14 protein-coding genes are annotated in these 19,645 nt (G+C 58.7%); 9 read left to right on the top strand and 5 right to left on the bottom strand.

The features are described 5' to 3' along the window. Nucleotides 1-4 precede the first annotated feature (4 nt). On the top strand, nt 5-403 hold the full coding sequence (locus tag FGF66_RS00520; RefSeq protein ID WP_139455756.1) for a biotin/lipoyl-containing protein: 399 nt from the start codon (nt 5-7) through the stop codon (nt 401-403). A 77-nt stretch (nt 404-480) separates the two neighbouring features. On the opposite strand, the gene FGF66_RS00525 is transcribed toward FGF66_RS00520, so the two are convergent. From FGF66_RS00525 to FGF66_RS00535, 3 genes are all read right to left on the bottom strand, one after another. Next, complete coding sequence (locus FGF66_RS00525) at nt 481-1,299, bottom strand: PEP-CTERM sorting domain-containing protein (RefSeq protein WP_139455757.1); 819 nt, start codon at nt 1,297-1,299, stop codon at nt 481-483. Between the two features lie 772 nt (nt 1,300-2,071). Continuing rightward, on the bottom strand, nt 2,072-3,271 hold the full coding sequence (locus FGF66_RS00530; protein WP_139455758.1) for a geranylgeranyl reductase family protein: 1,200 nt from the start codon (nt 3,269-3,271) through the stop codon (nt 2,072-2,074). A 60-nt stretch (nt 3,272-3,331) separates the two neighbouring features. Beyond that, the gene (locus FGF66_RS00535) at nt 3,332-3,793 is read right to left on the bottom strand and encodes a hypothetical protein (protein ID WP_246046434.1); all 462 of its coding nucleotides are present in this window, start codon (nt 3,791-3,793) and stop codon (nt 3,332-3,334) included. A gap of 297 nt (nt 3,794-4,090) precedes the next feature. Here FGF66_RS00535 and secA point away from each other — a divergent pair, with 297 nt between their 5' ends. The 3 genes from secA to FGF66_RS00550 all read left to right on the top strand — a co-directional run bounded on the left by secA (nt 4,091) and on the right by FGF66_RS00550 (nt 11,290). Next, a complete protein-coding gene (gene secA, locus FGF66_RS00540) occupies nt 4,091-7,186 on the top strand; it encodes a preprotein translocase subunit SecA (RefSeq protein ID WP_139455759.1) in 3,096 nt (1,031 codons plus the stop codon). Between the two features lie 184 nt (nt 7,187-7,370). Beyond that, entirely contained in the window at nt 7,371-9,650 is a 2,280-nt protein-coding gene (purL, locus tag FGF66_RS00545) for a phosphoribosylformylglycinamidine synthase subunit PurL (RefSeq protein WP_139455760.1), read from the top strand. 56 nt (nt 9,651-9,706) lie between these two features. Next, complete coding sequence (locus tag FGF66_RS00550; RefSeq protein WP_139455761.1) at nt 9,707-11,290, top strand: NAD(P)H-hydrate dehydratase; 1,584 nt, start codon at nt 9,707-9,709, stop codon at nt 11,288-11,290. A 79-nt stretch (nt 11,291-11,369) separates the two neighbouring features. On the opposite strand, the gene FGF66_RS00555 is transcribed toward FGF66_RS00550, so the two are convergent. Both FGF66_RS00555 and mscL read right to left on the bottom strand, forming a co-directional pair. After that, nucleotides 11,370-12,584 (bottom strand): LL-diaminopimelate aminotransferase, encoded by a 1,215-nt coding sequence (locus tag FGF66_RS00555; protein WP_139455762.1) that lies wholly within the window; start codon nt 12,582-12,584, stop codon nt 11,370-11,372. A 147-nt stretch (nt 12,585-12,731) separates the two neighbouring features. Continuing rightward, nucleotides 12,732-13,187: a large-conductance mechanosensitive channel protein MscL gene (mscL, locus tag FGF66_RS00560; RefSeq protein ID WP_139455763.1), complete on the bottom strand. Its 456-nt coding sequence runs from the start codon at nt 13,185-13,187 to the stop codon at nt 12,732-12,734. Between the two features lie 278 nt (nt 13,188-13,465). Here mscL and FGF66_RS00565 point away from each other — a divergent pair, with 278 nt between their 5' ends. The 5 genes from FGF66_RS00565 (at nt 13,466) to FGF66_RS00585 (ending at nt 19,632) form a co-directional block, all read left to right on the top strand. After that, a complete protein-coding gene (locus tag FGF66_RS00565) occupies nt 13,466-14,968 on the top strand; it encodes a heterodisulfide reductase-related iron-sulfur binding cluster (protein ID WP_139455764.1) in 1,503 nt (500 codons plus the stop codon). Between the two features lie 321 nt (nt 14,969-15,289). Continuing rightward, nucleotides 15,290-17,263: a CoB--CoM heterodisulfide reductase iron-sulfur subunit A family protein gene (locus FGF66_RS00570; protein WP_170181120.1), complete on the top strand. Its 1,974-nt coding sequence runs from the start codon at nt 15,290-15,292 to the stop codon at nt 17,261-17,263. Nucleotides 17,264-17,320: 57 nt separating this feature from the next. Beyond that, nucleotides 17,321-17,770: a hydrogenase iron-sulfur subunit gene (locus tag FGF66_RS00575; protein ID WP_139455765.1), complete on the top strand. Its 450-nt coding sequence runs from the start codon at nt 17,321-17,323 to the stop codon at nt 17,768-17,770. A 3-nt stretch (nt 17,771-17,773) separates the two neighbouring features. Next, complete coding sequence (locus FGF66_RS00580) at nt 17,774-18,604, top strand: 4Fe-4S dicluster domain-containing protein (protein ID WP_139455766.1); 831 nt, start codon at nt 17,774-17,776, stop codon at nt 18,602-18,604. 14 nt (nt 18,605-18,618) lie between these two features. Beyond that, nucleotides 18,619-19,632 (top strand): 4Fe-4S dicluster domain-containing protein, encoded by a 1,014-nt coding sequence (locus FGF66_RS00585; protein WP_139455767.1) that lies wholly within the window; start codon nt 18,619-18,621, stop codon nt 19,630-19,632. The last annotated feature ends 13 nt before the right edge of the window (nt 19,633-19,645 follow it).

A 19,645-nucleotide genomic window follows, 5' to 3' on the forward strand; every position in this document is an offset into this window, starting at 1 on the left:
AGTCGTGCAGTTAAGTCTGACTATAGATGGGAAAAAATATGTGGTGGATGTCGAGGTGATCGAGGGCGAGGAGGCGCGTATGCCCGCCTCGTTCCCGCAGCCGGTCTCCACGATCCAGTCCCGCAACCCCGAACCGCCGCCCGCCGCCCGGCCTCAACCGGCAAAGCCGATGGCGGACAACCTGCCGGATGAAAAGGTGTGCCGCAGCCCGATAGCCGGTATCGTGAACCGAGTCAACGTGCAGGTAGGCCAGAAGTTACAGGTCAACGACCTGCTCGTGGTGCTCGAAGCGATGAAGATGGAAACCAACATCACCGCCCACACCGCCGGAACCGTCAAAGCCATCCTGGCCACCCCCGGTGAAGCCGTCAAAAGCGGCCAGGCGCTGATAGAGTTCGAGTAGGGAAAAGGACAAGCCCCGGCGCGGATGGAGCGCCGAGGCTGAAAGAGTGGCTTTTGTGAAAGCACTGAAAAGAAAACCTATACGACAGATCGATCCTTGCGGCGTTTTGCATATCCCATTCCGGCCGCACCAATACCCATAAGCAAAACAGCGGACGGCTCTGGCACAGGGCCCCCGCCTCCAAATGTTGTTGCATCATAATATTTCCATGAATATGTACCTGTCGGTGCAGCAGCAATGTCATACGTCAAATTATCCAATGTATACCATGCCAACGGAAAACCACTAAACAAAGCAGTTGTATTACCAGTTCTAACAATTTCGATACGATCAACAGCAGTCCCGGGTAAATCAACTGTTGTCAAAGAACCATATGAAACACCACCCGGCGCAGTCCAAACTACAACTCCACCATTGAGACCGATAACGTCTACGGAATGTGTTGGTGCATTTGATCCACTTGCATAACCAATATCAACACTGTAAACTGTTGTTGGACCATTGGTAAAATCGATTCCAAGTACATAATTGTTCCCTTTTCCTGTGCTGCCATAACCAGTGCCGTATCCATTGAAAAGGTAACCTGTTGAATTATCATCACAATAGGAAACCCCTGGCTCGCCATATAAAGGCTTAGGAAGAATAGTATTATTACCCCAGTAGAAATTTTCATCCCCACTTCCAATAACAGTAATTGGGTATCCTGCCAATCGGCTAAATGCTCTCGCATCATAAGTGTCATACACCAAGCCATTTGGGCTGCCCAATAATGCAGCGTAACCACTACCGCCGGGTGCTGTGTCATAATTCTCTGTATACTGTACCGCTTGGGATTTGGCTGCATACATTAATAGCAGTACAACTACGAGATTTATCGTTTTAATAAATTTTTTCATGATCCGACCTCCTTTTCATTTCGTTAGAATACCATTTAGCGCCAACGACTAACTGGGAAAAAACTCAACACCACACAACTCCACAATCCAAACCGCCTTCGAAAGCACTGCTTTTTACTACTTTACTACAACGGGTTCGCACGAGAGATGTATGAGTCGGACAAAAAGGAGTACAAATGGTAGCCCGTGCATCTGGGGGCGTAACCTGAAAACAACTGAACTTGCTTACAGAACTACAGAGATTAGTTAACAAATATTTTTCATTGAATCAAAATTTTTTTGTCCAATAATTAAACGTTCGCTGTAACATATCGAATCATAAACCGTTAATAAAACGCATATAAATCATATCAATCAACAGTCGCAGAGACAATATTTTCTTATATACCAGCAACACCCCGGCTCAATCGGATAATACCTATTTGACTTCAGAATAATAAGATAACTAATAGCACTCATCACCATCATTGTTTCATGGATGGATGATAGTAGAATCTGGATGATAGTAGAATCGCCCTATCAACTTATTATTACTCCGGCGACAATATATCGCAAAAGCACCACCAAGAAGAGATTGGGCTAAAGCCCAGATTTATTTTGCGTTATCCGCATACCCCGGACTGAAGTCCGGGGCAATTGTTTAAGCGTTTTAATGGGCGGAGCAATATTGTAAAATGTGAAGAAATTCCCACAAATCTGGATTGCCGCGTCGCTTTGCTCCTCGCAATGACCGGTAAATAAACGAGTTACCATTCGCTCTTTCTCCCCCATTTCAATAAAACGGATTCAGCAGTTTGAACAGGTCGCGGCGTTTGCGGTTGTGGGCTACGACGTCGGCGAGGAGGTCGGCTCGGTGCTGTTTTCTGGCGGTGTAGCGCATGAAGGTTTCCACGAACCACTCATTGTTCATGAAATGCTGAAATGCGTAGCCGGGGAAATAGATGCGGGTCGAAAATTCGCCTCTCCAAAGCTGCTCGTAGCGGCTCAGCGCCGCCGATTCGTCGTTGCGTTCCAGTGCGTGGGCGACCGCTTCGGCGGCGTAGCGTCCGGTTTTCAGCGCGTAGTAGATGCCTTCGCCGGTGATCGGGTCGATGAAGCTCCCCGCGTCGCCCGCGAGCAGCACGTTGCCGCGGCCACGCCGTCCCGCAAAGGAGCCGAACGGCAGCGGCCAGCTTTTGAGTGTGCCCGGCTCCATGACGGCGCGCTTCAGCCTCGACGCCGCAAAGGCGTTTTCCTTGACGAAGCTCTCGAACAAGCGCTTCGTGCTTCGCTGATCAGTGAAGCGAGGCAACAGAAACACCCCGACGTTGGCGCGACGCTCACCGGCGGGAAATATCCAGCCATAGCCCGGAAGCATCGCTTTGTCGTAACACAGCTCGATTGAATCCCCCAGCCCCTCGACCCCCGAAAACCAGGCCCGCATCGCGAAGCCCTGCTGACGCTTGTCGCGATTCCACAGATCGAGCTGTTTGGCTATCGGCGAATAGGCCCCGTCGGCGGCAATGACCACGCCGCCGGAAAACTCTCCTGCGGAGGTGCGGACGCCACGCGCCCGGTCGCCCTCCATGACGAGGCCGGTGACTTCGGTGTTGTCGAGAAAGGTGATCGAGGCGTGTTCCTTGACGCGAGTGACGAGACATTCGTCAAGATCGGTTCTCGCAATGACGTAAGAGCCGCCTTGCAGCGCACCGTTCTGCAAAATCCGGCCCTGCACCACCGCGCCGCCGGGAGAGACGAAGGTCGCGCCAGTGAAGGCGTTCAGGCTGCCGGGCCGCTGGCGGAGCAGCTCCAGCACGCCCATCTCTTCGAGCAGCTCGGTCGAAGCGGCGGTCACGCCGTCACCGCAAATCTTCTCTCTCGGAAAGCGCGCCTTGTCGAAAAGCAAGACGCGATACCCCTTCCGGGAAAGAGAGAGCGCCGCCGAACATCCCGCCGGCCCAGCTCCCGAAATCACTGCATCATACCATTTCATAGTCGATGTACTTCTTTTGCCGCCATTTAGCTGACGGTTTGACTGAGCAAAAACTGATCATCAGCGAACGGAAGTGTCCTTGGGAAGAATTCCCGTTGGCACACCCGGAAAACGGCGGACAAGCCTCCTGAAATAATCGGGACTTTCGATGCACTCAGGATTGTCCGGCTCGGTGCAGGGGATTTCGGCAATCCTCCACTCCCCTTTCACCTTGCGCAACAGCGCGTAAAAATCCTCGTAACGGGACAAGCCATCCGCCGAGCGCGGCAAGGTGTGCACCCATGCCCATCCGCCGCTGACGTTCATCGCCCTGACGACGAACACCACGTCGAGGCCGTGCAACTCCTTTATTTTCATGCGCATGGCGGCGAGAATCGCCCTGCGCTCCGCGCTGCCCAGCGGCGGCGTATGAGGAGTTTGCGCTATCGTCTGCGCCGCCCGAACCGGCGACGGGGCGAGCACGGCGAGTCCGGTCAGGAAAAGCGCCAGAAGCAGTGTGCGAAAAGCGAGCTTGATTGCCATGACAACAGTGATCGAGCATGATCGGTTTGACTGCAATATACCGCAAACGTAGCGCGATTTCACGCTTGCGGTTTATCGGACGGATCTGGCTGATCAGTCTCATCCGATTCATAATTCATCGTTCATAATTCATAATTCTCGCCGCGCGAAGCGGCGAGCAGCGCGGTGCTCGTGGAAAACATGTTTTTTTCGGCGGTTGTTTTTTCAGCTTGCGAAATTCGGTACTTTACGGCTCATTGGAAAGTGCGTCTTACGCCGCCGTTACCGTCACGAAACACCGAGAAATCAAAAGATTACATGCTCAAAATTTTTGCAAAGATTTTTGGATCGAAGCACGAAAAAGACATCAAGAAAATCCAGCCGATCGTCGATAGAATCAATGAGATTTATGGCCCGCTTGAGGCGCTGACGGATGAAGCGTTCCGCAACAAGGGCGTGGAGCTGCGTAAAAAGGTGCGTGACAGGCTCGTTCCGTTCGAGGTAAAGATAAAGGAGTGCGGCAACAGGCTCGACCGTCCGGACGTGAGCCACGAGGAGCACGAGAAGCTGAACGCTGAACTCGATCAGCTCCGCGACGAGTATGAAGAGGCCACGGCGGCCGTGCTCGAAGAGGTGCTCCCGGAGACCTTCGCGCTCGTCAAGGAGACCTGCCGACGCCTGAAAGGTCACACCTACACGGTGATGGGGCGCGAAATGGTGTGGGACATGGTTCCCTACGACGTGCAGCTCATCGGCGGCATCGTGCTGCATCAGGGCAAGATCGCCGAAATGGCCACCGGCGAGGGCAAAACGCTGGTCTCCACGCTACCGGTTTTCCTGAACGCTTTGACCGGGCGTGGCGTACACGTGGTGACGGTCAACGAGTACCTGGCCCAGCGCGACATGGAATGGATGCAGCCGGTCTATGCTTATCACGGCCTTTCGACCGGCGTCATTCTGGCGGGCCTCTTTTCCAACCAGCGGCGCAACGAGTATCTCTGCGACATCACCTGGGGCACCAACAGCGAGTTCGGCTTCGACTACCTGCGCGACAACATGGCCGGCTCCGAGGAGGAGATGGTGCAGCGCGACTTCTACTTCGGCATCGTTGACGAGGTCGATAGCGTCCTGATCGACGAGGCTCGCACACCGCTGATTATCTCCGGCCCCGTGCCCAATTCGGACACCGACACCAAATACCGGGAGATCAAGCCCTGGATCGAGCAGATCGTCCGGTCGCAGCAGAATCTGATAGCCTCGCTTCTCGGTCAGGCCGAAAAAATTCTGAAGGAGAAGCCGACCGATTTCGACGCCGGTCTGGCGCTGTTGCGCGTCAAACGCGGCCAGCCGAAGAACAACCGCTTCACCAAGATGCTCTCGCAGTCCGGCGTGGGCAAGCTTATCCAGTCGGTGGAGAACGAGTACCTCAAGGACAACTCCGCCCGGATGCACGAGGTGGACGACGAACTGTTCTACGCGGTGGACGAAAAGGCCAACACCATCGACCTCACCGAAAAGGGACGCGAGTTTTTGAGCAAGCTGAGCAATCAGGACCAGGATCTCTTCCTCCTGCCCGACGTGGGCAGCGAAATCGCGATCATCGAAGCCGACAAAAACCTTCAGCCGACCGACAAAATCCGCAAAAAGGACGAGGTCTATCGCCTCTACTCCGAACGCTCCGACAGCCTGCACACCATCGGCCAGCTCCTCAAGGCCTACACGCTTTTCGCCAAGGATGACGAATACGTCGTGCAGGAAGGGCAGGTGATGATCGTGGACGAGTTCACAGGCCGTGTGCTTGCCGGACGCCGTTACAGCGACGGCTTGCATCAGGCGATCGAGGCCAAGGAGAACGTCAAGATCGAGGGCGAAACCCAGACGATGGCGACGATCACCATCCAGAACTACTTCCGCCTCTACAAAAAGCTGGCCGGCATGACCGGTACAGCCGAAACCGAAGCGTCGGAGTTCTTTGAGATTTACAAGCTCGACGTGGTGGTGATTCCGACCAACCGACCTATCGACCGTCGCGATTTCGACGATCTGGTCTATAAAACGCGCCGCGAAAAGTACAACGCCATCGTCGGCAAGGTGCAGGAGCTGATCGACAAAGGCCAGCCGGTGCTGGTCGGCACGGCGAACGTCGAGGTGTCAGAGACGCTCTCGAGGATGCTGCGGGCCAAGCGCATCCAGCACAACGTGCTCAACGCCAAGCAGCACGCCCGCGAGGCGGATATCGTCGCGATGGCCGGGCAGAAGGGGGCGGTGACTATCGCCACCAACATGGCCGGACGCGGCACCGACATCAAGCTCGGCGCCGGTGTGCGTGAAATCGGCGGCCTCTTCATCCTCGGCTCGGAGCGCCACGAGTCGCGCCGCATCGACCGGCAGCTTCGCGGACGCGCCGGACGGCAGGGCGATCCCGGCGAGTCGATCTTCTACGTTTCGCTCGAAGACGAGCTGATGCGCCTGTTTGGCTCGGATCGCGTCATCGCGGTCATGGATCGCCTCGGCCACGAGGAGGGCGACGTCATCGAGCACTCGATGATCACCAAATCGATCGAGCGCGCCCAGAAGAAGGTCGAAGAGCAGAACTTCTCGATCCGCAAGCGCCTGCTCGAATATGACGACGTCATGAACCAGCAGCGCGAGGTGATCTATACCCGCCGCCGCAAGGCGCTCAAGATGGAGCGCCTGAAGACGGATATCATGGACTTGTTGCAAGACTACAGCCAGACCGTAGTCAAGAAGTTCCACGACGCCAACGATCCTGCGGGGCTGGAGGAGCAGGTGATGCGCGAGCTTTCGGTCGAGTTCCGGCCCGACGCCTCGGCCTTCGAGCGCGAACCGTTCGAGCAGACCGCCGAAGCGCTCTACAAGAGCGCCAGCGAGTTTTATCGCCGCAAGGAGAATTCGCTGCCGGACGAGATCATGCAGCAGATCGAAAAATACGCCGTGCTGTCGGTGATCGACCAGAAGTGGCGCGAGCACCTGCGCGAGATCGACGGATTGCGCGAGGGCATCAACCTCCGCGCCTACGGCCAGAAGGATCCGCTGCTCGAATACAAGCAGGAGGCCTACAAGCTCTTCGTCGAGCTGTTGCGCGACATCGAGCACGAAACCCTGTCGGTAGCCTTCAGGCTCTTCCCGATCACGCAGGAGGAGACTGAGGAGATCGAAGCCCGCCAGCGCCGTCAGGCCGTGCGCCAGGAGCGGCTCGTGGCGCAACACGCCGAAGCGGAGAGCGCCTACGAAATCGCCGCCGATGGCGGACTCAGCGCCACGCTCTCGATGCCCGGAGACGAAATCGTCATCCAGCAACCGGTGCGCGTCGAGAAAAAACCAGGCCGCAACGACGACTGCCCCTGCGGCAGCGGCAAGAAATACAAAAACTGCTGCGGCGCGGGAGAATGACGAATTATGAATTGTGAATGTTGAATTATGAATTCTTGTAGGGGCGGGTCTTGTGCCCGCCCTGTTTTGTGGACAATGTGGACGACGTGGATAAAAAAACGCGGCCCTGTTTTTCATCTTTTAATCTTATAAGGACCTATAAGTCCTATAAGACCTGTACGACCTATAAATTTTTCACCCTACCATGAACACCGAACCTGAAGTGAACCTGAAGCTGGCCCAGGAGCATGGCCTGAACGAAGAGGAATACGCCAAAATATGTGACGTACTGGGCCGGACGCCCTCATTTACCGAGCTTGGCATCTACTCGGTGATGTGGTCCGAGCATTGCAGCTACAAGAACTCCATCGCCGTGCTCAAAACCCTGCCGCGCGACGGCGCTTCGCTGCTCACGCAGGCGGGCGAGGAGAACGCCGGGCTGGTCGATATTGGCGACAACCTGGCCGTGGCATTCAAGATCGAGTCGCACAACCACCCGTCGGCGGTCGAGCCGTACCAAGGCGCGGCGACCGGCGTCGGTGGCATTCACCGCGACATCTTCACGATGGGCGCGCGCCCGGTGGCGTCGCTCGACTCGCTGCGCTTCGGCTCGCCGCGTGACCCGCGAGTGCGCTACCTCGTGGACGGCGTGGTGCGAGGCATCGGCGACTACGGCAACTCGTTTGGCGTACCGACCGTGGCGGGCGAAATCTACTTCGAGGAGTGCTACACCGGCAACCCGCTGGTCAACGCCATGTCGGTCGGCCTGGTGGAGCACCACAAAACCGTCAGCGCCACGGCGCTCGGCAAGGGCAATCCGGTGCTGATCGTCGGCTCCTCGACCGGACGCGATGGCATCCACGGCGCAACCTTCGCGTCGGAAGAGCTGAGCGAGGCGTCGGAGGACAAGCGCCCGAGCGTACAAGTGGGCGACCCGTTCGCCGAAAAGCTGCTGCTCGAAGCGACACTCGAAGCGATCGCCACCGGCGCAGTCTCCGGTTTGCAGGACATGGGCGCGGCGGGGCTGACCAGCTCCACCTCGGAGATGAGCGCGCGCGGCATCGAGAAGACTGGCAGCGGCGGCATCGAGATCGACCTCGACTTGACGCCCGCCCGCGAAAAGGGAATGACCGCCTACGAGCTGATGCTCTCCGAATCGCAGGAGCGGATGCTGATCGTGGCCGAAAAAGGGCGCGAACAGGAGATCATCGACGTCTATAAAAAATGGGATGTGAACGCCGTGGTGATCGGCCAGGTGACGGATGACAACATGCTGCGCGTACGCCAGCACGGCGAGGTGGTGGCCGAGATTCCCGCCATGTCGCTGGTGCTCGGCGGCGGCGCTCCGGTCTATATCCGCGAGGCGGTCGAGAAAAAGCCCGACACTCCGGCGGCTGACCTCGTGACGGACAGTTCGCTCGACTTCAAGGCGCTCTCGCTGCAACTGCTCTCGCGCCCCAACATCGCCAGCAAGGCGTGGGTCTATCAGCAGTACGACTCGATGGTGCAGACCAACACCGTCACTCCGGCGGGCCAGACCGACGCGGCGGTCATCCGCATCAAGGGCACCAAAAAGGGCCTCGCGATGAAGACCGACTGCAACTCGCGCTACGTCTATCTCAACCCGAAAGCGGGCGGCGCGATTGCCGTGGCCGAGTGCGCGCGCAACATCGCCTGCACGGGAGCGAAGCCGCTCGCCGTCACCAACTGCCTCAACTTCGGCAATCCATACAAGCCGGAGGTTTACTTCCAGTTCAAGACTGCCGTCGAAGGCATGGGCGACGCCTGCCGCATGTTCGACACGCCCGTAACCGGCGGGAACGTCAGCTTTTACAACGAGACCTCGCTCGGCGGCGAACGCACGGCGATCTACCCGACGCCGACCATCGGCATGATCGGCCTGCTCGACGACATCGGCAATCTGGTGGAATCGACCTTCCGCGAGGCGGGCGACGCCATCGTGCTGCTGGGCGATCCGGAACTCGCGCTCGACGGCTCGGAGTACCTCGTGATGCAGTACGGCACACCCGGAGCGGACTCCCCTGCGGTCGATCTGAAGCACGAGAAAAACCTTCAGGAGTTGCTCGTTACGCTCGCTGCGAAAAAGCTGGTCAACTCGGCGCACGACGTTTCGGATGGCGGCCTTGCCGTCACGCTTGCCGAAAAATCGATCATGAACCACGACCGGATGCTCGGCTTCGAGGTCGATCTCGAATGCGCGAATTCGGACAGTGCGGCGCGCCAGAAGCTGCTCTTCTCCGAAGCGCAGGGGCGCGTGGTGATTTCGGTCGATCCCGGCAAGGCAGGCGCGGTGATCGAGGAGGCCGACCGCCTGAACGTGCCGGTGCGCGTCATCGGCAAGGTGCTGCCCGTCGGCGCGAGCATCGCCGTGAATGGCAAGCCGGTAGCGGAGTTTTCGATTGACGAACTGCTGCACGCCTACAACCATGCGCTGGAGTCGGCGCTGCACCTTGAGGAATTGTAAGAAAGGGACATGAAGGAGTTCTGGGACGAAAAGGACGAAGAAGAAAGGAGACGACGATGAATGCGGTATTGACGGCCAGGGAGATGAGTCTGGCGGATCGGGCGGCCATCGAGGAGCTGCGCACCGGCGAGACCCGGCTGATGGAGCTTGCCGGGCGCGAAACCGTGCGGATGATCGCCGGGCGGTTCAAGAGCGGGCGGAGTCTCGACGGGCTTTCGGCGCTCATCGTCTGCGGCAAGGGCAACAACGGCGGCGACGGCTTTGTCGTCACGCGGCACCTGCTGAATCGGGGGGCGAAGGTCGATGTGCTGCTCGCGTGGCCTGAGGAGGAGCTGGCCGGGGTGAACCTCGAAGGGCTGCACATCCTCAAGGCGTACCGGCGCTACAACGAGGGCCTCAGAATTTTCACCGGAATCGACGAAGCGCGAACCTCCGTTGGCGCGACGGAATATCAGGTCGTCGTGGACGCCATTTTCGGCACCGGCCTGCGGATAGATGCGGACGATCCGAAGCTCCGCGAACCGGCCAAATCGGCCGTCGAACTCATCAACTTCGTCAACGACCACTCCGAAGCCGTGACGGTAGCCGTCGATCTTCCGTCGGGTTTGGATGCGACCAGCGGTCGCGCTTCAGAACCGTGCGTCAAGGCGGACATGACCGTCACGATGGCCTTCCTCAAGACCGGATTTTTCCAGAACGCCGGGCCATCGCACTGCGGAGAGATTCAGACTGCTGAAATTTCGATACCGGAGTTTCTGGTCGAACCAACCTCCTGCCTGCTGGTGGACGAAACTTTCGCAGCGGAGAGCTACCTGTTGCGCGATCCGTCGAGCGCCAAGCACCTGAACGGCAAGGTGCTGCTCGTCACCGGCTCGACAGACGGCGGCGGCTCGATGCTTGGCGCGGCCCTGCTCGCCGCCCGCGCCGCCGTCAAGACCGGCGCGGGCTACGTCTGCGCGTCGCTGCCCGACGGCCACGCCTCGGTGATGCACAGCTTCGCGCCGGAAGTGGTGGTGATCGGGCGCGACATGGTTTCGATCATCGAAAAGGCGAAATGGGCCGACTCCATCGTGATCGGCTGCGGCATCGGGCGGAGCGATGAGGCGCAGGAGCTGGTCGAAACGCTCCTCTGTACGCCTGAAATTGTCGGGAAAAAGCTGGTGCTCGACGCCGACGCCCTCTACGCCATCGCCGAACGGAACCTGTTCGACCGGGTCACCGGCCTCGAAGACGCGGTGCTGACGCCACACGCAGGCGAATGCAGCCGGTTGAGCGGCCTGTCGGTCGAGGATATCATGGTCTCGCCAATCGACACGGCGCGGATGCTCGCCGAGGAGTGGAACGTCAACCTGCTGCTCAAGGGGACGCCGACCTTCGTGGCTTCGCCGTCGGGCATGGTGCTCATCTCGAACAGCGGCACCGAAGCGCTCGCCTCGGCGGGCACGGGCGACGTGCTCTCCGGCATGATCGGCGCTCTTGCCGCCAAGGGCCTCGACACCCACGAAGCCGCCGCCGCCGCCGCCTGGCTGCACGGCCGGGCCGGAGACCTCGCCTCGAACGTCTCGAGCCTGGTCTCCTCGGTGGATGTTTTGCAAGCCATTCCGCAGGCCGTGCTGGAATTGTTCGAAAGCGAGGAGTGAAATTAATCCTATAGGACTTATAAGTCGTATAAGTCTTATCGGTCCTATAGGATTTGAACCCGGAATTACACCACGACCCTCACGCCACGCTGTTATTCTTTAAAAACCGCTTGATATTCCTCGCGGCTTGGCGGATTCGCTCTTCGTTCTCGATCATCGCCACCCTCACAAACTCGTCGCCGTACGCGCCGAAGCCGATTCCGGGGCTGACGGCAACCTTGCCCTCCATCAGCAGCTTCTTGCTGAATTCGAGGCTGCCCATGCCGCGCAACGGTTCGGGAATCCTCGCCCACACGAACATCGAGGCGCGGGGCGTCACAATGTCCCAACCGGCATTGGCGAAGCTTGAAATGAGCACATCGCGGCGCTTGCGATAGACCTCGCTGATCTCGCGGACGCAGCTCTGGTCGCCGGTCAGCGCGATGGTCGAGGCGACCTGAATCGGCGTGAACGTACCGTAATCAAGCCAACTCTTGATCTTCTCCAGCGCCCCGATCAGCTTGGCGTTACCAACCATGAAGCCCATGCGCCAGCCCGCCATGTTGTAGGTTTTCGAGAGCGTGTAGCTTTCGACGGCCACATCCTTCGCTCCCGGCACTTGCAGGATCGACGGAGTCACGTAGCCGTCGAAGGTAATTTCGGCATAGGCGATGTCGCTGATGATGTAAAAACGCTCACGCCGCGCCAGCTCGACCAGTCGCTCGTAAAACGGCAGCTCGACGGTGGCCGTCGTGGGATTGTTCGGAAAGTTGACCACGAGGTACTTCGGTTTGGGCGACGACTCGCGGAAGACGGTCTCGATGTTGTGGAAAAAGGCCTCCTCGTCGAGCGTGTAGTCCTCGTTCATTTCGAGCTTCATGCGGTGCACGTTCCCGCCCGCGAGGATGAACGCCTGCGAGTGAATCGGGTAGCACGGGTCGGGCACAATCGCCAGGTCACCGGGATTGGTGATCGCCTGGACGAGATGGACGTAGCCCTCTTTCGACCCCATCGTCACCACGACCTCGCGGTCGAGATCAAGATCGACATTGTACTTGTCGCGATACCAGCCGCCGATTGCGCCGCGCAGCTTGTAAATACCTTTCGAAACTGAATAGCCGTGGGTTTTGGGTTTGCCAACGCTCTCGACAAGCTTGTCGATGATGTGCTGTGGCGTCGGCCCATCGGGATTGCCCATCGAAAAATCGATCACATCCTCCCCCGCCCGGCGCTCGGCCATCTTCAGCTCGTTGACTGCGGCAAACACATATTTAGGCAGTCTCTTGATTTTATCGAATTCTATCTCGTCGAACATGGTTTCTGGTTTCGGAATATCGTTGAAACGGTGCACTGAATTTTTGTCAAAGCAAACTTAATCATAAACAAAAAGCCGTTGATCTCCATAGGGGAACTGCCAAAAAACCGGCCCTTCGTTCTCCGGAAGTTCGCGTTCGCTCTTTTTTTACAACTGCGACGTACAATTCGGGCAACGAACGGCTTTCGACGGTATGGTCGAGAGGCAGAACGGGCACTCTTTGGTCTGCGGAGCGGCGGCTGGAGCGGCCTGTTTTTCTGACTGGTTGCGAAGCCGGTTGATCGACCGGACAAGGAGAAACACGGCAAAAGCCATGATCAGAAAACCGATGAGCGCATTGACGAACAGGCCGTAATTGAGCGTGACCGCCCCGGCGCTTTTGGCTGCGACCAAGGCGGCATATGGCCCCGGTTGAGCGCCATCTCTGAGCACCAGAAACAGATTTGAAAAATCGGCCCCCTTCAGCAACAGACCGAGAGGCGGCATCAACAGGTCGTTGACCAGCGAATTGACCAGCGCCCCAAAGGCCCCGCCAATGATGATGCCAACCGCCATATCGACCACATTGCCCTTGAGGGCGAACTCCCTGAACTCTTTCAGCATAGCTTTCGTTGTTTACTTTTTCATGGATTGCACACGTAACAAGAATACAGATTTCTGGAGGAGTAAAGAAAATAAACGCCCTTAATTGGACATTAGTGTATTTTTTGTTACAATAAAAGCTCATGTCTTTGTAGAACCCGCACGAATTCATCCAGAAATAGCAGGCATTCCTGAAACCTTAACGTAGAATTTTACGCATCATCGCAGCCGAACGGCTCAAGGGCGCTTTAAACGCCAGAGGGTTTCAGGAATACCATAACATCAGCAGTCATCAATCGATGGAGCATACTATCCGTACAGATTCATTGAAGCGGCAGCTTGAACAGACTACAGGCAACAACTACGCCTGCTGCTATCAATGCGGCAAATGCACCGCCGGATGTCCCGCCGGGGGCTTCATGGACAACCCTCCCGCGAGAATCATGCGCCTCGTGCAGGCCGGTTACGTCGAAGAGGCGATGCAGAGCGACTCGCTCTGGTACTGCATCGGTTGCATGACCTGCACGGCCCGCTGCCCGCAGAACATGGAGATCGCAGGCACGATGGACGCCGTCAGGGAAATGGGACTCAAAAGCGGCATCGTCTCCACCGACAAGGCAAAAAAGCTGGTCACGGCCTTCCACACCTCGTTCCTCAACACGGTTCGCAAGAGCGGACGCTTGCAGGAGCTGGCGCTGGTCAACAGCTACAAGCTGCGCACCCGCACCTTCCTGCAGGACGCTGGCGCGGGCCTCAAGATGATGAAGCAGGGCAAGATCAATCCGGTGACGGCCTTCACCTCCAAAGAGACCGTCGAGCACAAGGAAGAGATCGAGAAAATTTTCCAGATCGCCGAAGGAAGCGGTCACGCCGCCGCGCCCAGGCGCAAGCCCGTCAAGCGCACCTTCAAGGCGGACGAGCCGCTTAGAATCACCTCCGGCATGACCATCGGCTACTATCCCGGCTGCTCGCTCTCCGGCACGGCGAAAGATTACGACATCTCCATCCGCAAGATGTGCGACCGGCTCGGCATCAGGCTCCACGAAATCGAGGACTGGAACTGCTGCGGCGCGAGTTCGGCTCACGCCACCAACCACAAACTCTCCGTGCTCCTTCCGGCAAGGAATCAGGCGCTGGCCGACCAGCAAGGCCTCGACTACGTGCTCGCCCCCTGCGCCGCCTGCCTGAACCGCCAGGTGACCGCCCGCAAGGCGCTCATGGAGTCCGAGGAGCTTCGCGCCGAACTGAAGAGCGTGATGGGACGCGAGACCGAGCTCAAGGCGCGCTTCATCGGAGTCATGCAACTGCTCGAAGGCATGGGCGCCGAAGAGATCAAAAAGCGCGTCACCCACCCGCTCAAGGAGCTTCCGCTGGCCTGCTACTACGGCTGCCTCCTGGTGCGTCCTTTCGACGCGATGGGCTACGACGATCCGGAAAATCCGACCAAGATGGAGGCGATCGTCGAGGCGCTGGGCGCCAAGCCGGTTGACTGGGCCTACAAGGTCGAGTGCTGCGGCGCGGGTCTGACAATGGCCCAGCAGGAGATGATCGAGGACTTGACGCACAAAATCGCCAAGAACGCCACCGTCAACGGCGCGGGCGCTTTTGTGGTCGCCTGCCCGCTCTGCCACACCAACCTCGACATGCGTCAGGAGGGTATGCGCAAACGGTACAACGACATAAGCTCGATGCCGGTATACTACATTTCCGATCTGGTCGCAATGGCTTGCGGCGCGAGTCCCGAAGAGGTGGCGCTCGACAAGCACTTCGTTCCGGCGACCGGCATGGTCAGAAACCTTTAATGTGCTCGCGGTGTATGAGAAAAAGGCATTTGAATCGTACATTGAAAGCTTTCATCAGGTAGCTTGTCCGACCGGTGCCGACAACTTCCCGTCACCCGGCGGGATGCAGCCCTGACGGGCCGATACCTGCTTCAGCATCCTGTTCGCTCAGGATGAACATCTGAACAAACAGGAGAGAGGCAGAGAAGGGAATCTCAATACGCAAAGCTTGAACTGCACTGCTGAAAACAGCGGTACAAGGGACTGACTGTCCCTATAGTCTGGCGGCACATGGCGCTTTTCGCTCCGGTGCCGGAAACATTATCAACTCAGGGCTTCAGGATGGCAAAAATAGGAGTCTTCGTTTGTCACTGCGGAGAAAATATCGCCTCGAAGGTCGATACGGGCAACCTTGTCAAGGCATTGTCCGACCATCCCGGCGTGGAAATCTGCAACGAGTATAAATATTTCTGCTCCGATCCGGGACAGGAAACCGTCAAACGCGCGATCAGGGAGAACAACCTGACGGGCGTCGTGGTGGCTGCCTGTTCGCCGAGGATGCACGAAACCACCTTCCGCAAGGCGTGCGCCGAGGCCGGACTCAACCCGTACATGCTCGAACTGGCCAACATCCGCGAGCAGTGTTCCTGGGTGCATTCCGACAAGGATCAGGCCACCGAAAAGGCGATCGAGATCACCCGTTCGCTGGTCGAAAAGGTCAAGCGCAACAACGAGCTGAAGCCGATCTCCGTGCCGGTCACGCGCCGCGCTCTGGTCATCGGCGGCGGCATCGCGGGCATCCAGGCAGCACTCGACATCGCCGGCGCGGGGCGCGAAGTGATTCTCGTCGAACGCGAACCCTCGATTGGCGGCCACATGTCGCAGCTCTCCGAGACCTTCCCGACGCTCGACTGCTCGCAGTGCATCCTGACGCCGCGCATGGTCGAGGCGATACAGCATCCCAACATCACGGTGCTGACGTACTCCGAAGTCGAAGAGGTGGACGGCTACATTGGCAACTTCAAGGTCAAGGTGCGCAAGAAGGCGCGCTACGTCGATATGAGCAAGTGCACCGGCTGCGGCGACTGCATCCAGAAGTGCCCGGTCAAGAAGATTCCGAGCGAATTCGAATGCGGACTCGGCAACCGCACGGCGATCTACACGCCATTCGCGCAGGCCGTGCCGAACGTGCCGGTAATCGACAAGAACCGCTGCACCTACTTCAAGAACGGCAAGTGCAAAATCTGCCAGAAAACCTGCCAGATCGAGAACTGCATCGATTTCGAGATGCAGGACACCTTCGAGGAGTTCGAGATTGGCGCAATCGTGGTGGCCACCGGCTTCCAGATTCAGGACACGAGCGTCTATGGCGAGTACGGTTACGGCAAGTACAAAGACGTGATTACCGGCCTGCACTTCGAGCGGCTCGCCTCGGCCAGCGGCCCGACCGCCGGAAAGATTCTGCGCCCATCGGACGGCAAGGAGCCGGAGACCGTGGTCTTCATCCAGTGCGCCGGATCGCGCGACCCTTCGAAAGGCGTCAAATACTGCTCCAAGATTTGCTGCATGTACACGGCAAAACACGCCATGCTCTTCGCGCACAAGCATCACGACGGCAACAGCAAGATTTTCTACATGGACATCCGCGCCGCCGGCAAGGGGTATGACGAGTTCACCCGCCGCGCCATCGAGGAGGATGAGGCCGAGTACCTGCGGGGCCGTGTCAGCAAGGTGTTCGAGGAGAACGGCAAGCTGATCGTGCGCGGCGTCGATACGCTGCTCGGCAAGCCGGTGGAGGTTGCCGCCGACATGGTGGTGCTCGCCACGGCCATCGTGCCACAGCCCGACGCAAAGGAGTTCGCCAAGAAGATCGGCATCGGCTACGACGAGTACGGCTTCTACAACGAGGCGCACCTGAAGCTGCGCCCGGTCGAAACGGCCACCGCGGGCATCTACCTCTGCGGCGCGTGCCAGTCGCCGAAGGACATTCCCGACTCGGTCGCCCAGGCATCGGCCACGGCAGCCAAGGTGCTCGGCCTCTTCAGCCGCGAGCAACTCGAACGCGAGCCGGTGGTGGCCGCCGTCGGCGAGGCGACCTGCGCCGGATGCTGGGGCTGCGTGTCGGCCTGTCCGTACAACGCGATCGAGCAAAAGGAGATCCGCGACCGCAACGGCAACCTCGTCAAAGAGGTGGCCAGCGTCAATCCCGGCCTTTGCCAGGGGTGCGGCACCTGCGTGACCTTCTGCCGCTCCAACAGCATCGATCTGGCGGGATTCACCGAAAAGCAGATATTCGCCGAAGTGATGGCGCTTTGACAATACGTCGAGCGCCGTAACAGCAACCTGAACTCAACCAAGCGACCGAATCAGCCGATGAGCGAACCATTCGAACCGAAAATCGTGGCTTTTGTCTGCACCTACTGCACCTACGCGGGCGCGGACCTTGCAGGCACCAGCCGTCTGAAATACGCGCCGAACGTCAGGATCGTGCGACTCCCCTGCACGGGACGCATCAGCCCGATGTTCATCCTCAAGGCATTGCAGAAAGGAGCCGACTCCGTGCTCGTGAGCGGTTGCCATCCGGGCGACTGCCACTTCACTTCGGGCAACTACCATGCCCGTCGCCGCTGGACGGTATTCCGCGCGCTGCTCTCCTTCACGGGCATCCCGGAGGAGCGCATCCGCTTCTCGTGGATCAGCGCAGCCGAGGGGGCCAAGTTCGCCGAGCTTATCAACGAAATCACCGACGACACCCGCAAGCTCGGTCCGTTCACGCAGTACCAGGAGCTGCAAAAAGTCATCGAAACCCAGTCTTCGTACTAATCAATGGGAATACAGGAACAATACAGAAGTGAAGCCGCCGCGCTGCTCTCGTCGGGCGAGGTGAAGCTGGTCATCGGCTTCGGCGCGGGTTCGACCGCCGACCGCCGCCGTCCGCTCTTCGCCCGTACGCCGGAAGAGGCCCAAAAGTTCGTGCTCGACGCGGCCTGCATCGCGAACCTCTCGACCTACCTGCTCGCCGAGGGCTTGCTTTCGGACGGCAAGAAGGTGGGGGTTTTCCTCAAGCCGGACGGCATCCGCAGCGTCAATATTCTCATTTCGGAGGCGCAGCTCAAGCCGGAGCAGGTGGTGATTCTCGGATACGCCATCGAGAACGGCAAGGATGTCGCAGCACTCGAAGGACGAAACATTTCGGATTTCAGCATTGGCGAAAAAATCAGGAACCTGACGCCGCCGCCCCACGTCATCGAGGCCGCCGAAAAGATCGAGGCGATGAGCGCGGAGGAGCGGTTCGAGTACTGGAAAGAGGAGTTCTCGAAGTGCATCAAGTGCTACGCCTGCCGCCAGGTCTGCCCGATGTGCTACTGCCGTCGCTGCATCGTTGACGTCAACCAGCCGCAGTGGGTCAGCACCTCGTCGCACACCCTCGGCAACTTCGAGTGGAACCTCGTCCGCGCCTTCCACCTGGCCGGACGCTGCGCCTCCTGCGGCGCTTGCGACCGAGCCTGCCCGGTGAACATTCCGCTCCGGCTCGTCAACTACCGCATGGGCAAGGAGGTGCGCAGCGCCTTCGATTACGTCGCCGGCGAAAACAGCGACCAGAAACCGGTGCTCGCGAGCTTCAAGCAGGACGACCCCGAGACCTTCATTCTTTAAGCATCCGGACAAGCATGACCAGAATACTTCTCAGGAACAAACTCGACGACTGTATCGCCGCCTGGCGCTCCGCCGGATTCAGCGTGCTCGCGCCAGTGAAACGGCACGAGATGAGCAGCTTCGGCGAGGTGCAGAAGTCGAGCGATATGGCCCTCGACCTCGTTCTGACCGAGCGCACCATCAAGGATCAGTTCTTCCCGCAAACCGAGCCGCTCATCAAATACAAGATCGGCAAGCACCAGATCGACAGCGAAACCATGACGCCGCCTGAGCAAAAGCGCGTCTTCTTCGGTGTGCGCCCCTGCGACGCTTCGGGGCTGGCCATCGACGACCCGCTCTTCGGCTGGGACTACAAGGACGACTACTGGTTCCGTCGCCGCGACAACTCGGTGATCGTCACCATCGCCTGCGCCCAGGCGGACGACTTCTGCATGTGCACCTCGGTGAAGCTCTCGCCCGACAGCGCGAAAGGCGCGGACGTGCTGCTCCGTCCTTTGCTGGAGGGCAGCGGATGGCAGATCGAAGTTCTTTCCGAACGCGGCAAGGCTCTGTTGGAGATTGTATCGTCTCTCCTGCTGGAAGGGAATGGCCACACGTTCCCTTTGCCGCAGGTGGCCGAGAAGTTCGATGTCGAAAAGGTGATGGAGTGGTTGGCCGATCCGGCGAGCTTTGAGAGCCAGTTCTGGAAGGATATCGCCCTGCGCTGCGTCGGCTGCGGAAGCTGCACCTTCCTCTGCCCCACCTGCCACTGCTTCGACATCCAGGACGAGGGCGACACCTATCAGGGCATCCGTCGCAAGAACTGGGACAGTTGCTCCTTCGCGAACTTCACGATGCACACCTCCGGCCACAATCCGAGGAACACGCAATCGACCCGCTGGCGTCAGCGCATCATGCACAAATTCAACTACTACCAGGGCAAGTTCGGCGTCAACAGTTGCACCGGCTGCGGCCGCTGCACCCGCCAGTGCCCGGTGGACATGGGTATTACCGAAACTCTGCAAGCGATTACAAATTTACCGAGGTGACACAAGACCGATA

This window comes from Chlorobaculum thiosulfatiphilum, from assembly GCF_006265165.1.
Lineage (GTDB): Bacteria > Bacteroidota > Chlorobiia > Chlorobiales > Chlorobiaceae > Chlorobaculum > Chlorobaculum thiosulfatiphilum.

Coding starts and splice junctions, on each gene's coding strand:
- secA (WP_139455759.1), top strand. CDS start 4,091: ATGCTCAAAATTTTTGCAAAGATTTTTGGATCGAAGCACGAAAAAGAC.
- FGF66_RS00565 (WP_139455764.1), top strand. CDS start 13,466: ATGGAGCATACTATCCGTACAGATTCATTGAAGCGGCAGCTTGAACAG.
- FGF66_RS00525 (WP_139455757.1), bottom strand. CDS start 1,299: ATGAAAAAATTTATTAAAACGATAAATCTCGTAGTTGTACTGCTATTA.
- mscL (WP_139455763.1), bottom strand. CDS start 13,187: ATGCTGAAAGAGTTCAGGGAGTTCGCCCTCAAGGGCAATGTGGTCGAT.
- FGF66_RS00570 (WP_170181120.1), top strand. CDS start 15,290: ATGGCAAAAATAGGAGTCTTCGTTTGTCACTGCGGAGAAAATATCGCC.
- purL (WP_139455760.1), top strand. CDS start 7,371: ATGAACACCGAACCTGAAGTGAACCTGAAGCTGGCCCAGGAGCATGGC.
- FGF66_RS00585 (WP_139455767.1), top strand. CDS start 18,619: ATGACCAGAATACTTCTCAGGAACAAACTCGACGACTGTATCGCCGCC.
- FGF66_RS00535 (WP_246046434.1), bottom strand. CDS start 3,793: ATGGCAATCAAGCTCGCTTTTCGCACACTGCTTCTGGCGCTTTTCCTG.
- FGF66_RS00580 (WP_139455766.1), top strand. CDS start 17,774: ATGGGAATACAGGAACAATACAGAAGTGAAGCCGCCGCGCTGCTCTCG.
- FGF66_RS00555 (WP_139455762.1), bottom strand. CDS start 12,584: ATGTTCGACGAGATAGAATTCGATAAAATCAAGAGACTGCCTAAATAT.
- FGF66_RS00550 (WP_139455761.1), top strand. CDS start 9,707: ATGAATGCGGTATTGACGGCCAGGGAGATGAGTCTGGCGGATCGGGCG.
- FGF66_RS00575 (WP_139455765.1), top strand. CDS start 17,321: ATGAGCGAACCATTCGAACCGAAAATCGTGGCTTTTGTCTGCACCTAC.
- FGF66_RS00530 (WP_139455758.1), bottom strand. CDS start 3,271: ATGAAATGGTATGATGCAGTGATTTCGGGAGCTGGGCCGGCGGGATGT.